The sequence below is a fragment of the Streptomyces sp. NBC_01006 genome, from assembly GCF_045162725.1.
GTDB lineage: Bacteria > Actinomycetota > Actinomycetes > Streptomycetales > Streptomycetaceae > Streptomyces.
Genome location: NZ_CP108700.1, coordinates 1,253,054 through 1,266,458 on the forward strand (window position 1 = coordinate 1,253,054; position 13,405 = coordinate 1,266,458).

Annotated in this window: 10 protein-coding genes; 2 read left to right on the forward strand and 8 right to left on the reverse strand. The window is 73.5% G+C overall.

Features of this window, described 5'->3' with window-relative positions; genetic code table 11:
* Positions 1-22: 22 nt before the first annotated feature.
* Together OG509_RS05595 and OG509_RS05600 are read right to left on the reverse strand one after the other, a co-directional pair.
* Positions 23-1,576 carry an acyl-CoA synthetase gene (locus OG509_RS05595; protein WP_406180616.1) on the reverse strand — a complete coding sequence of 518 codons (1,554 nt, stop codon included), beginning with the start codon at positions 1,574-1,576 and terminating at the stop codon, positions 23-25.
* 23 nt (positions 1,577-1,599) lie between these two features.
* Entirely contained in the window at positions 1,600-2,706 is a 1,107-nt protein-coding gene (locus OG509_RS05600; protein ID WP_385577396.1) for a nitronate monooxygenase, read from the reverse strand.
* Between the two features lie 144 nt (positions 2,707-2,850).
* Here OG509_RS05600 and OG509_RS05605 point away from each other — a divergent pair, with 144 nt between their 5' ends.
* Positions 2,851-4,680, forward strand: a complete 1,830-nt coding sequence (locus OG509_RS05605) for a serine hydrolase (protein WP_406180617.1) — start codon at positions 2,851-2,853, stop codon at positions 4,678-4,680.
* 30 nt (positions 4,681-4,710) lie between these two features.
* On the opposite strand, the gene OG509_RS05610 is transcribed toward OG509_RS05605, so the two are convergent.
* Positions 4,711-5,097: a VOC family protein gene (locus OG509_RS05610; RefSeq protein ID WP_406180619.1), complete on the reverse strand. Its 387-nt coding sequence runs from the start codon at positions 5,095-5,097 to the stop codon at positions 4,711-4,713.
* A 138-nt stretch (positions 5,098-5,235) separates the two neighbouring features.
* On the opposite strand from OG509_RS05610, the gene OG509_RS05615 reads away from it, so the two are divergent.
* Complete coding sequence (locus tag OG509_RS05615) at positions 5,236-5,697, forward strand: nitroreductase family deazaflavin-dependent oxidoreductase (protein ID WP_406180621.1); 462 nt, start codon at positions 5,236-5,238, stop codon at positions 5,695-5,697.
* 6 nt (positions 5,698-5,703) lie between these two features.
* Here the strand turns inward: OG509_RS05615 and OG509_RS05620 are convergent, their stop codons facing one another.
* The 5 genes from OG509_RS05620 to OG509_RS05640 form a co-directional block, all read right to left on the reverse strand.
* The gene (locus tag OG509_RS05620; RefSeq protein WP_406180622.1) at positions 5,704-7,272 is read right to left on the reverse strand and encodes a phytoene desaturase family protein; all 1,569 of its coding nucleotides are present in this window, start codon (positions 7,270-7,272) and stop codon (positions 5,704-5,706) included.
* Positions 7,269-9,356, reverse strand: a complete 2,088-nt coding sequence (locus OG509_RS05625) for a protein kinase domain-containing protein (protein WP_406180623.1) — start codon at positions 9,354-9,356, stop codon at positions 7,269-7,271. The genes OG509_RS05620 and OG509_RS05625 overlap by 4 nt, the downstream gene beginning before the upstream one ends.
* A 33-nt stretch (positions 9,357-9,389) precedes the next feature.
* Positions 9,390-10,319: an oxygenase MpaB family protein gene (locus tag OG509_RS05630; RefSeq protein ID WP_406180625.1), complete on the reverse strand. Its 930-nt coding sequence runs from the start codon at positions 10,317-10,319 to the stop codon at positions 9,390-9,392.
* Positions 10,320-10,473: 154 nt separating this feature from the next.
* The gene (locus OG509_RS05635; protein ID WP_406180626.1) at positions 10,474-11,649 is read right to left on the reverse strand and encodes an agmatine deiminase family protein; all 1,176 of its coding nucleotides are present in this window, start codon (positions 11,647-11,649) and stop codon (positions 10,474-10,476) included.
* Between the two features lie 48 nt (positions 11,650-11,697).
* The gene (locus OG509_RS05640; RefSeq protein ID WP_406180628.1) at positions 11,698-13,308 is read right to left on the reverse strand and encodes a serine/threonine-protein kinase; all 1,611 of its coding nucleotides are present in this window, start codon (positions 13,306-13,308) and stop codon (positions 11,698-11,700) included.
* Positions 13,309-13,405: the final 97 nt, after the last annotated feature.

Here is a 13,405-nt window from a genome sequence, read left to right on the forward strand (position 1 = left end):
ATCGCGTGCTCACATTGCGCGCTCACATCGCGCGCTCGCGGCCCTCCCAGTACGGATCGCGCAGCCGCCGCTTGTACAGCTTGCCGTTCGGGTCGCGGGGCATCGTCTCGATGAAGTCGACCGACTTCGGCCGTTTGAAGCCGGCGAGCTGCCGCTCGCAATGGTGCAGGATCTCCGCGGCGAGGGCGTCCCCGGCGACGAAGCCCTCGGCCGGTTCGACGACCGCCTTGACCTCCTCGCCCCAGTCGGCGTGCGGGATCCCGAAGGCGGCGGCGTCCGCGACCGCCGGGTGGGTGAGCAGGGCCGATTCGATCTCCGCCGGGTAGATGTTCACCCCGCCCGAGATGATCATGTCGATCTTGCGGTCGCGCAGGAAGAGGTACCCGTCCTCGTCGATCAGCCCGAGGTCGCCCACCGTGAAGAAGTCGCCGATGCGGTTCTTCTTCGTCTTGCCCTCGTCCTTGTGGTAGCTGAAGCCGCCGGTGTTCATCTTCAGGTAGACGGTGCCGAGTTCGCCGGGCGGCAGCCGGTTGCCGTCGTCGTCGAAGACGGCGAGCTCGCTGATCGGCCAGGCCTTGCCGACCGTTCCCGGTTTCTTCAGCCAGTCCTCGGCGGTTGCGAACGCGCCGCCGCCCTCGCTGGCCGCGTAGTACTCCTCCACGCAGGTGCCCCACCAGTCGATCATCGCCCGCTTGACGTGGTCCGGGCAGGGCGCGGCCCCGTGGATCGCGTGCCGCATCGAGGAGACGTCGTACGCGTCCTTCGTCTCCTGCGGGAGCGCGAGGAGCCGGTGGAACTGGGTCGGGACCATGTGGGTGTGCGTGCAGGCGTGGTCGTCGATGAGCCGCAGCATCCCCTGCGGGGTCCAGCGGTCCATCAGCACCAGCGGGTGCCCGATGTGCAGGGCGGCGCCCGCGAATTGGAGGACGGCGGTGTGGTAGAGCGGCGAGCAGACCAGGTGGACGTTGCCGTCGAACGGCCGGATGCCGAAGATGGCGAGGAAGCCTCCGAGGTACGTCTCCTCCGGGAGCTTGCCGGGCAGCGGGCGGCGGATGCCGCGCGGACGCCCGGTGGTGCCGGAGGTGTAGTTCATGACCCAGCCGAGGGTGCGCCCCTCGGGCGGTGTCGCGGGCTGTCCACCGAGGAGCCGGGCGTACGGGTGGAAGCCCGCGACCGTTCCGACGGCGTAGCGGTGGCTCGCGGGAAGGCCCGCCTCGTCGGCCGCGGCGGTGGCGGCTTCGGCGAAGCGCTCGTGGGCGATGAGGACCTTGGCGCCGGAGTCGGAGACGATCCAGGCGATCTCGGGGCCGACGAGGTGGTGGTTGACCGGGACCAGGTAGAAGCCGGCCTGGGAGGCGGCGAGGTAGGCGGTGAGGAACTCGACGCCGTTGGGGAGGACGACGGCGAAGACGTCGCCCTTCTCCATTCCGGCGGCGCGCAGTCCGTGGACGAGGCGGTTGACGTCGGCGTGCAGCCGCCCGGCGCTCCACTCCTCACCCTCGGGGGTGATCAGTACGGTGCGCTCGGGGTCGGCGGCCGCCTGGGCCCAGAAACCGTTGGGGGGCTGGTCACTCATGGCAGTCATGCTGATCACGCCTCTCAGGCCCGGCCGGCGATGCGGTTGATGCGGTCGATGGCGCGCTCGAAGCCACTGGTGAGGTCGTCGAAGACGGCCTGGACGCTGCGTTCGGAGTTCATCCGGCCGACGATCTGGCCGACGGGGGTGCCGAGCAGCGGCCGGACCTCGTACTTCTGGATGCGGGAGACGGCCTCGGCGACGAGCAGTCCCTGGAGCGGCATCGGGAGCGCGCCGGGGCCGGCCGGGTCGTCCCAGGCGTCGGTCCACTCGGTACGGAGCTGGCGGGCGGGCTTGCCCGTGAGGGCGCGGGAGCGGACGGTGTCGCCGGAGCCGGCGGCCAGCAGCTTCTCGGTGAGGGCGCGGGAGTGCAGGTCGGCCTCGGTGGTGGTGAGCCAGAGGGAGCCGAGCCAGGCGCCCTGGGCGCCGAGGGCCAGGCCGGCGGCGATCTGCTCGCCGCTGCCGATGCCGCCTGCGGCGAGGACGGGGAGCGGGGCGACGGCCTCGGCGATCTCGGGGACCAGGACCATCGTGGCGATGTCGCCGGTGTGGCCACCGGCCTCGTAGCCCTGGGCGACGACGATGTCGATGCCGGCTTCGGCGTGGCGGCGGGCGTGCTTGGCGCTGCCGGCGAGGGCGGCGACGAGGACCCCGTGGTCGTGGGCGCGCGCGATGACGTCGGCGGGCGGGGAACCGAGGGCGTTCGCCAGGAGTTTGATGGGGTAGTCGAAGGCGACGTCGAGCTGGCGCCGGGCGACCTGTTCCATCCAGCCGGTGATCCGCCAGCCGGAGGCCTCGCCCTCGGCGAGCTCGGGCACGTGGTGTTTGGCGAGGGTGTCGCGGACGAAGGCGCGGTGGGCGGCCGGGATCATCGCCTCGATGTCGGCTTCGCTGATGCCGTCGACGGCTTTCTTGGCCGGCATGACGACGTCGAGGCCGTACGGCTTGCCGTCGGTGTGCTCCTGCATCCAGTCGAGGTCGCGTTCGAGGTCGTCGGGGGCGGTGTAGCGGACGGCGCCGAGGACGCCGAAGCCGCCGGCGCGGGTGATGGCCGCGGCGACCGCCGGAAAGGGCGTGAAGCCGAAGATGGCGTGCTCGACTCCCAGTTTCTTGCTCAGCTCCGTCTCCATGGGCGGCAGCATGCCGCAGCCCGGCGGCCGAGGGAAGAGGTTTCTGATGACTCGTCAGATTCTTTACGGGCCGGTCGGTGCGGGGCACGCGACGCCTGCGGGCAGATACTTCGGGAGGGCGGTTCGGCGAACAGGAGGCCGGTGGTGGAGGAGCTCACGGGGGACGGGGAAGCACGCCGCAAAACCCCTGCCGGGGCGGTGCTGAGCCGGCGGCGGCTCGGGGGGCGGCTGTTGGCGCTGGGCGGGGTGCTGCTCCTGCACGCCGCGCTGCCCGGGGCCGCGGGGGCCGCGGGGAATCCGGCCGAGCGGCGGGCCCTTCAGGGGCTGCGCCTGCGGTACGGGTCGGCGCGGCAGGCGGGGCTGGTCGAGAGGCACCTGGAGGCGGCGGCCGACGAGGCCCGGCGGTTCCTGGGACCCTCCCCGGAACACCCCTACTACGCCGGGGCCGTGGTGCTCGCCGGCCGGGGCCGCACGATCGCCCTGCACCGCGCCATGGGCGAGGCCGTTCGGTACGCCGACTACGACGGCCGCACCGACCGGGTCCGGGAGTTCCCGGCGGCTCAGCGCATCCCGATGGCCGAGGACACCGTCTTCGACCTGGCGTCGCTGACCAAGCTGTTCACCTCGCTCCTTGCCGTGCAGCAGATGGAGCGCGGGCGGTTGGAGCTGGAGGCTCCGGTGGACCGGTACCTGCCCGAGTTCACCGGCGGCGGCAAAGAGCTGATCACGGTACGCCAGTTGCTCACGCACACCTCGGGGCTGCGCTCGTGGGCCCCCTTCTACCAGCAGCCGACCCGCGCCGGGCAGTTGAGGATGCTGTGCGGTGTGCGCCCGCAGGACACGCCCGGGACGGTGTACCGGTACTCGGACCTCAACCTGATCACGCTACAACTGCTCCTGGAACGGATCACCGGTCACACTTTGGATCTCCTGCTCCACGACGAGATCACCGCTCCGCTCGGGATGCACCGCACGCGTTACAACCCACCGCTCTCCTGGCGCCGCCTCATCGCCGCCACCGAAGTGCAGCGGCCCCCCTGGTCCGGCCTGGACCGCGGACTGGTCTGGGGCGAGGTCCACGACGAGAACGCGTACGCCCTCGGCGGCGTCGCCGGCCACGCCGGCGTCTTCGGCACCGCCTGGGACCTGGCCGTCCTCGCCCGCACCCTCCTCGACGGCGGCGTCTACGCGGGCAAGCGCATCCTGCGCCCCGCCTCCGTCGAACTGCTCTTCACCGACTTCAACACCGCCTTCCCCGGCGACGACCACGGCCTCGGCTTCGAGCTCTACCAGCACTGGTACATGGGCGCCATGGCCACCCCGCACTCCGCCGGCCACACCGGTTTCACCGGCACCTCCCTCGTCCTGGACCCCTCCACCGACTCCTTCCTCATCCTGCTCGGCAACTCCGTCCACCCCGTCCGCACCTGGCGGGCCGGCAGCGCACCGCGCGTCGCGGTCGGCAACCGCTTCGCCCGCGCCGTCCCGGTCCGTACGAAGCACGGCGGCCCGGCCTGGTACTCCGGCATGGAGACCGGCGGCTCCGGCACCCTCACCCTGCCGCCGCTGACCCCGGCGACGGCCGCGGCCCGGCTGCGCTGCGCCGTGTGGTGGGACACCGTGCCCGGCGAGGGCGCCTTCCACGTGGAGGCCTCGGCCGACGGGGAGACCTGGGAGCCGCTGCCGTTCAGCACGCAGCGGTCGACGGGCGGCACCCCCGAGCAGTGGCCGCAGGGCAGCGCCGGCGGCTGGTCCGCCCGCATATGGCACCGCCTGGAGGCCCCCCTCACCGCCTGGGCGGGCCGCCCGGTCCACCTGCGCTTCCGGTACGCCGCGACCGGCCGCTACGTCGGCCGCGGGGTGTACGTGGACGTCGTACGGGTGGCGGAACCGGCCCGGCTCCTCTTCGCGGAGGACCGCCCGGCCGACGCGTCCCGTATGCAGGCCGCCGGCTGGACCCGCTCGACGGACTGACGCGCCGGGCGTACGGCCACCGCTGCGGCGTCAGGCCTCGCGGACCAGGCAGAAGGGGTGCCCGGCCGGGTCCGCGTAGACGCGCCAGTCGTCGGGCACGGCCCCGGTGCGCGCGTCCAGCAGCTTCGCGCCGCAGGCCAGCACCTGCTCCTGCGCCCGGTCCAGGTCCGCCGCCGCGAAGTCCAGGTGGAACTGCTGGGGGTGGGCGGGGTCCGGCCAGCGCGGCGGTCGGTGGTCCGCCACCCGCTGGAAGGCGAGCACCTGACCCGACGGGGTGTGCAGCGTCGCCCAGTGCTCGTCGACCGTCCAGCGCGGGTCCGGCCGGTTGACGGTCCCGCCCAGCACCTCCCGGTAGAACTCGGCAAGCCGCAGCGGATCGGGACAGTCCAGCACCACACACTGAAGTTCGGCGATCAAGGCCCGATCCTAGAGCGGCTCCCGGCGCCGACCTAGGCGGTGGCATAAAACCGTGCCCGACGCTGTTCGCACTCGTTGGGTTTCGTTGAGTCTTCAACCCCCCGCAGGCAGCTCAACAACGAAGGCAGGTACAGGCACATGGCGACCACCGACATCGACTGGGACCACCCGAAGGACCCCAGGCAGGGCACCTGGCAGCTCGACCACGTCAAGCAGTACGTCGCGACGAACGGGGCCGAGGGCCACGACTGGAACGGCACCCAGACCCTGCTGCTCACCACCGTGGGCCGGGTCTCCGGCCAGACCGTGCGCACCGGGCTCATCTACGGCGAGGCCGACGGCCGCTACCTCCTCGTCGCCTCCAAGGGCGGCGACCCCGAACACCCGCTCTGGTACAAGAACCTGACGGCCCACCCCGAGGTCCGCATCCAGGTCGGCCCGAAGGTCGTCCAGGGCACGGCCCGCACGGCGACCCCCGACGAGCGCGCCGCGTACTGGCCCGTGATGGTCAAGCACTGGCCCGCGTACGACGAGTACCAGACCAAGACCGACCGCGAGATCCCGATCGTCGTCATCGAGCCCGTCGGAGTCGCCGCGTAACTGCGGTCAGTGCCCCAGGACGGCCATCGCCGCGTTGTGGCCGGGGACCCCGCTGACGCCTCCTCCGCGCACGGCGCCCGCGCCGCACAGCAGGACGTTGGCGTACGGGGTCCCCACGCCCCAACGACCCGCCGCGCCCTGGTCGTCCGCGTACGGCCACGACAGGTCCCGGTGGAAGATGTGCCCGCCGGGCAGCCGCAGTTCTCGCTCCAGGTCCAGCGGGGTCTTCGCCTCGATGCACGGCCGCCCGTCCGCGTCGAAGGCCAGGCAGTCGGTGAGCGGTTCGGCCAGGTGCGCGTCCAACTGCGCGAGCGTGCCGGTCAGCAGCACCTCGCGCGCCCCCTGGTTGTCGTGTCCGAACAGCCGGGCCGGGGTGTGCAGGCCGAACAGGGTCAGCGTCTGGTACCCCTGCGCCACGAGCTCCGGTCCGAGGATCGAGGGGTCGGTCAGCGAGTGGCAGTAGATCTCCGAGGGCGGTACGGACGGGAGTTCCCCGGTGGCCGCCTCGGCGTAGGCCCGCGCCAGCTCCGCGTACCCCTCGGCGATGTGGAACGTGCCGCCGAAGGCCTCGCGCGGGTCCACCGAGGTGTCCCGCAGCCGCGGCAGCCGCCGCAGCAGCATGTTGACCTTCAGCTGTGCGCCCTCGACCGGGGGCGCCGACTCCGCCTCGCCCAGCAGTTCCCCCAGAGTCCGCGGCGAGGCGTTGACCAGCACCGTCCGTCCGACGACCCGTCCCTCCCCCGTCGCCGTACGGAACGTCACCTCGGCCGGCGCCCGCCCGTCCGTGTCGATCCGGAGCACCTCGTGCCCGGTCGCGATCTCGGCCCCGGCCGCCCGGGCCGCCGCCGCCAGCGCATCGGTGAGCGCGCCCATCCCGCCGACCGGAACGTCCCAGTCCCCCGTGCCGCCGCCGATGACGTGGTACAGGAAGCACCGGTTCTGTACGAGCGAGGCGTCGTGCGCGTCCGCGAAGGTACCGATCAGGGCGTCGGTGAGCACGACGCCCCGCACCAAGTCGTCCGTGAAATGCTCCTCGACGGCCCGCCCGAACGGCTCCTCGAACAGCATCCGCCAGGCCGCTTCGTCGTCGATCCGGGCCCGCAGCTCCGCCCGCGTGGGCAGCGGCTCGGTCAGCGTCGGGAACACCTTCTCGGCGAGCCGCCCGGTCCGCCCGTAGAAGGCGCGCCAGCTCTCGTACTCCCGCTCCGAGCCGGTCAGCCGCGCGAACGACTCCCGGGTGCGGGACTCCCCGCCGCCGACGAGGAGCCCGCCGGCCCGCCCGTCGCGCTCGACGGGCGTGTACGAGGACACCGTGCGCTTGCGTACGGCGAAGTTCAGCCCCAGGTCGCGCACGATCTTCGCCGGGAGCAGGGAGACGAGGTACGAGTAGCGCGAGAGCCGGGCGTCGACGCCGACGAAGGGGCGGGTGGAGATCGCGGCGCCGCCGGTGTTCCCGAGCCGCTCCAGGACCAGCACCGAACGGCCCGCCCGGGCCAGGTACGCGGCGGCCACCAGTCCGTTGTGCCCGCCGCCCACGATCACGTCGTCGTATACATCGTGCCCGAAGCTCGTCATGGCTCTTGGTAACACACCTGGCCGAGCCGCTCCAGACAGTGCGCCTCGTCGGCGTGGGCCGCCACCGTGTCCGGATGGTCGTCGCCGAGGGAGCGTTCGCGGATGCCGGAGAGGTCCCGGTAGACGGGCAGGGCCTCGTCCCAGCGGCCCAGCCTGCCCAGCCCGACGGCGAGCTCGCGCCGGCTGACGAGGGTGTCGGGGTGTTCGGCGCCGAGCGCCCTGGCCCGGGCGGCGGCCACCTGCCGGGCCTCGGCCACCGCCTCCTCCCAGCGCTCCAGCCGGCCCAGGTTGACGCCGAGGACGTGCCGGGCGCGGAGCGTCTCGGGGTCCGCGGCCCCGTAGGCGCGGGTGCGGTCGCGGACCAGGCCCCGGAACAGGTCCAGGGCCTGGGCGGCGTGGCCGGTGCGGCCGAGCGCGATGCCGGCTTCGTAGCGGGCGGCGAGGGTGTCCGGATGGTCCCGGCCGAGCACCCGTTCCCGTACGGCGGCGACGTGGCCGAACCCGTCCAGGGCCTCCTGCCAGCGGCCGAGGCGGCCCAGCGCGTACGCGACCTCGTACCGGGTCAGCAGCGTGTCAGCGTGCTCGGCGCCCAGCACGGCCGCCCGGTCGGCGGCGACCTCGGAGGCGGTGCGGTGGGCGTCGGCGAACCGGCCCAGCGCCCCGAGTTCGCAGGCGAGGTTGTGACGGCAGCGCAGCGTGTCGGGGTGGAGCGGGCCCATGGCGCGCTCCCGGGCGACGAGGACCGCGCGGTAGATGTCGTGGGCCTCGCGGTGGCGTCCGAGCCGGCTCAGTTCGTACGCCGCCTCCTGGCGCGCCGCGAGGGTGTCGGGGTGGTCGGCGCCGAGCACCCGGGTGCGCCCCTCGACGACGGCCTCGTACACGGCCAGGGCCTCCTCGGGCCGATCCGCGCGGCTGAGGGCGAACGCCCGGGTGTGGCCGGCGGCGAGCGCGCCGGGACCGGCCCCGTCGAGGCCGGTCGCGTCGGAGCCGGACGCGTCCGGGCGCGCGTACGGGACCCCGTACGGCGCGGTGAGCCGCGGGTCCTCGGCCGCGGCGGGGCGCAGGATCCGGTGCTCGCCGCTGGGGCGCCCGGCGGTCCAGGAGCCGGTGAGCACGGCCCAGGCGCCGCTCGCGGGGCGGGCGGCCGGGCCCGCCTTGCGGCCGGCGGTCATACCGTCGGCCCAGGCGGGCAGGGGCGCCTGGGCGCCGGGCAGGCCGCCGGGGCCGAGGCGGCCCTCGACGAGGCGCCGGTGGAGGTCGCGGGCGTCGCCGGGGCGGTCCTCGGGGCGCTTGGCGAGCAGGTCCAGGACCGCCTGCTCGAAGTACTCGGGCAGCTCGGAGCGGTGCCGGCGCAGCGGTACGGGCGCGTTGTCGCGGTGGCCGACCAGCACCGACCAGGAGTCGCCGAGGTCGAAGGGCGGGGCGCCGGTGGCGATCTCGTACAGGACGCAGCCGAGGGAGTAGAGGTCGCTGCGGTGGTCGACCTCGCCTCCCGCGATCTGCTCGGGCGACATGTAGTGCGGGGTGCCCATGGCCATGGCGCCGCCGGTGAGTTTTGCGGTGAAGCCGATGTCGTGGGCGAGGCGGGCGATGCCGAAGTCGCAGATCTTCACCGTGCCGTCGGTGAGCCGCATGATGTTGGCCGGTTTCAGGTCGCGGTGGACGACTCCCTGGTCATGGGTGTAGCCGAGGGCGGCGGCGAGCTGTTCGGCGGTGTCGACGACCACGTCCACGGGGAGCGGGCGCGTCTCGTTGTCGTCCAGCAGCTGGCTGAGGTTGCGGCCGTCGAGGAGTTCCATGACGAGGTACAGGGGGCCGCCCGCGGCGCTGTCGTCGCCGAAGTCGTGGACGACGGTGACCCCGCGGTGCTGGAGGGAGGCGGCGACGCGCGCCTCGCGGCGGAAGCGTTCGCGCAGGACCTGGGTGAAGTGGTTGTCCTGCTCGGGCCCGAGCGGTTTGAGGCACTTCACGGCGACCTGCCGGCCCAGCGACTCGTCCCGGGCGCGCCACACCTCGCCCATGCCGCCGCGCCCGATCAGATCGAGTGACCGGTATCGGCCCTGGATCAGTCTGGACTCCGCCATGTCTTAAAGCCGCCCCCGTTGTCGTGCTCCGTCCTACGCCCTCCCCGGCCGGTCCAGTATGGCCGCTGGTGTACGCAGTGTGTACGCCGAGGGGCGGCTCCCGGGGCCCATGCGACGCATCGCTTTCAAGATGTGACCTGGAGGCAGCTGCCACCGCAGACCTGCGGGAATGCTGCGCAGCAGGGTACCGGTGAGGCGCAGGCGACGGGTGATGACGGGCGCCGGTGGCGCCGCGCGCCCGTACAGCCGGTGCGCGTAGCCGGGGAGGGAACCGTAGGCCAGTTCCGCGATCGGGCGCCACAGCAGGTTTCGGCCAGGGACGAGAAGGGCAGGGGTGGGCGGGCTCCGCAGGAAGGCGACCACGGCGCGGGCGTCGGGTCCGGCGGCGAGCTCGGGGCGGACCTTCTCGAAGTACGCGGCGAGGGCCGCCGTGCCGGCCGGGACCTGCGCCGGGTCGAGGCCGACGAGGCGGGCGCCCACCCGGTTCTCGTCGACGTAGCGGTCGGCCTGGGCGGCGGTGAGCGGGACCCCGGAGCGGCGCAGGACGTGCAGGAAGCTGTCGATCTGCGCGCAGTGCACCCACAGCAGCAGCTCGGGGTCGTCGACGGGGAACCGCTCGCCGGTGGCTGGGTCGGTCGCGGACAGCGCCCGGTGGATCCGGCGGACGCGGGCGCCGGCGCGCTCGGCGGCCTCGGTGGTGCCGTATGTGACGGTGCCGACGAAGTCGGCGGTACGCAGCAGCCGGCCCCAGGCGTCGGAGCGGAAGTCGCTGTTCTCCACGACCCCGCGGACCGCGCGGGGGTGCAGGGCCTGGAGGTAGAGCGCGCGGATTCCTGCGATCCACATGATCGGGTCGCCGTGGCACTGCCAGGTGACGGACGCGGGCCCGAAGAGCCCGGGGTCGGGCCGGCGGTCGGGCTCGGGCTCGGGCGGGGTCGGTGCGCTCCCCGGGGTCGCGGTCATTCCCGTACCTCCCGTGTCGCCTCCGCTCCAGCCTACCGAGGCGCGGCGGGCCGGAGCAGAGGTGCGCACCCCGGCGCGTGGAAGCGCGCCCACCCCGTGCCGCACCACCCCGCACCACCCCGCGCGCGCCTGGGCCGCGCCGTCGAACCACCCGCTACTCGGCCGCGGGCTTGCCCGGCTGGTCGTGCGTCGAGCAGTGGATGCCGCCACCGCCGGAGGCGATGGTGTCGATCTTCACGGGCACGATCTCCCGCTGGGGGAAGTGCTCCTGGAGGATCCCCTTCGCCCGGTCGTCGGCCTTGGCATCCCCGAACCTGGGCATGAAGACGGCCCCGTTGGCCACGTAGAAGTTCGCGTACGTGGACACGAACGCGTCGCCGCGGCCGGTGATCCTGTCGAGGTCGGGCTGGGGCAGGTCGACGACCTCCAGCCGCTTGCCGCGCGCGTCGGTCGCGTCCTTGAACACCGTCCTCGCCTGATCGGCCGCGCGCGACCACACGTCGGGCGGGGTGCCGGGGAACGCCTGGTCCAGCAGGACGACGCCCGGGGCGGTGAACCGGACGAGGCTGTCCACGTGCGCGTCCGTGATGTCCTGGCCGCGCACCCCGGCGAGCCAGATGACCTTCTTGATGCCGAGGGTGCTCCCCAGCTCGGCCTCGATCTGGTCGCGGCTCTTGCCGGGATTGCGGTTCTTGTTGACCACCGAGCTCTCGGTGACCAGCAGGGTGCCCTGGCCGTCGGTCTCGAAGGAGCCGCCCTCGGCGACGAGCGGGGCCTGCACGCGCTCGATCCCGTACTTGGCGAGCAGGACCCGGCCGACCTGGGCGTCGTTGCGGTGCTCCTGCTTGTTGCCCCACCCGCTGAAGTTGAAGTCGACGCCGAGCAGCCTGCCGGGCTCCTCGACGAACACCGGCACGGTGTCGCGGGCCCAGAGGTCGTCCACCGGAACGGCGATCACCTCGACCTCCGAGCCGCACGCCTTCTGCGCCGCCGCCTGCTGGTCGGGCCGGGCGAGCATCACGACGGGTTCGTACGCGGCGACCGCTCGGGCCACCCGCGCGATGTCCTCCCGTACCGCCGGCAGCTGCTCGTACCAGACCCGGTCCAGCGCGGGCCAGGACATGAACGTCCGCGCGTGGCTCTCCCACTCGGCGGGGAACCTGCGTCCGGCGGCCGTGATCGTACCCGGGCCGGGGGTCGGCGAGGCATCGGTCCCGGCATCGCCGGAATCGGCCGGAGCGCAGGCACCGGCTCCGAGGGCGAGCGCACCGCCGATACCGGCGAAGGCCCGCAGAGCAGTACGACGGGGCATGGAGGAAGGGGAGGTCATGGTTCCACTGTGACACTGACTGAATATTCAGTCAATGAGCCGAGCGGGTCATCCGTCGCGGCGGTAGTAGTCCACGGAGACCTTCACCGGGCCTTCGCCGGGGCTCGCCGTGAGCACGGTCACGATCCCGACGTCCCGGCCGTCCTGGGCCCGTACGCAGAAGGCCCGGCCGGCGTGCAGCGCGGTGAACGGCAGCGCCGTGACGGGTTGGCTCTCGATGCCCTTGAGACAGTCGGCGAGCCCCTGCCCGCCGGCCGGCATGACGTACGTGTCACTTCTCTCGGACACGTAGAACTCGGTGGCGCTCCGGCCGACGTACCAGGAGGCGGTCTCCTGCGGTACGACCCGGCCCGCCTTGACGTCGAACTCGTAGCTCTGGTCCGGCGAGGTGAGTTCGGTGCCGGTGTGGACGGCGGTGTACCCGGCGGCCGGAGAGGCGGCGTCCGCGTCCTCACCGTCCTCGGAGTACGGGTCGAGCAGCGCGAAGGCCCCGCCGGCGCCCAGCAGCAGGGCGGCGCCGGCCACCGCCACCGTACGGCCCCGCCCGCGCCCGGACGCCGACGCCCGTCTGCGGCCGCGCGGCTGCGGGTCCTGCGCCGCCGGGGGATGCGGGGCGGCCCCGGCCGGAGCCTGCCCGGAAGGCCGCGGTACGCGCGGGGCGGCGACGGTGTGCGCCGCGTCGAAGGCGGTGGCGGTGGCGGTGGCCGGCACGGCGACCGGCGCACCGTCCGGCGGTGCGGGCAGATCGGCATGGCGGCGGAGCTCGGTGGTGACCTGGTGCGGCAGCCAGTCGTCGGTGAAGCGCAGCTCCCCGCCGACCGCGGGGTGGCTGCGTACGGCCTCGATCACCTGGGCGGTGGTCGGCCGGTGCGCCGGATCCTTGGCCAGGCAGTGCCACACCAGCGGCTGCAGTCCGGGCGGGACCCCGCCCAGGTCCGCCTCCTCGTGCACCACCCGGTACAGGGCGGCGGAGTCGGGGCCGGCGCCGAAGGGCGGCACGCCCCCGGCCACGTAGGCGGCGAGCGCGCCCAGGGCGAAGACGTCCGTGGCCGGGCCCGCCGGCCGGCCCAGCGCCTGTTCGGGGGCCATGAAGGCGGGCGTTCCCACGCGCAGCCCGGCGCCGGTCAGCGCGCCTGCGTCCGCGGCCCGCGCGATGCCGAAGTCGATGACGCGCGGCCCGTCGGCGGCGATCAGGACGTTGGCGGGCTTCAGATCGCGGTGGACCACGCCCGCCCGGTGGATCTCCTGGAGCGCCTCGGCGATGCCGGCGACGAGCAGGAGCACGGTGCGCACGGGCAGCGGGCCGTACGTGTGCACCGCCTGCTGGAGCGAGGGACCGGGTACGTACGTGGTGGCCAGCCACGGCGTGGGGTCGTCGGTCCCCGAGTCGACGACCTGGGCGGTGTACAGCCCGTGGATGCGCTGCGCGCTGGCCACCTCCTGCGCGAACCTGCGGCGGAACTCGGGGTCACCCGCGAGCTCGGGCCGGACCACCTTCAGCGCCACCGGGCGGCCGCCCGGGGTGTGGGCGAGGTAGACCCGGCCCATTCCGCCGGCGCCGAGCCGCGCGACCACGCGGTAGCCGCCCACCTCGCGCGGATCGTCGGCGGCGGGCTCCCGGAGGTGGTGCGGGGCGGTACCCGGGTGTCGTGTCGTCATGGCTCTCCCGGCGACTGGGGCGGATCGGCGGCTGGTGCGGTCGCCCGAACGACCCCGGATCCTATCCGACTGGAATTTCAGTCAGGAATGCAGTCGT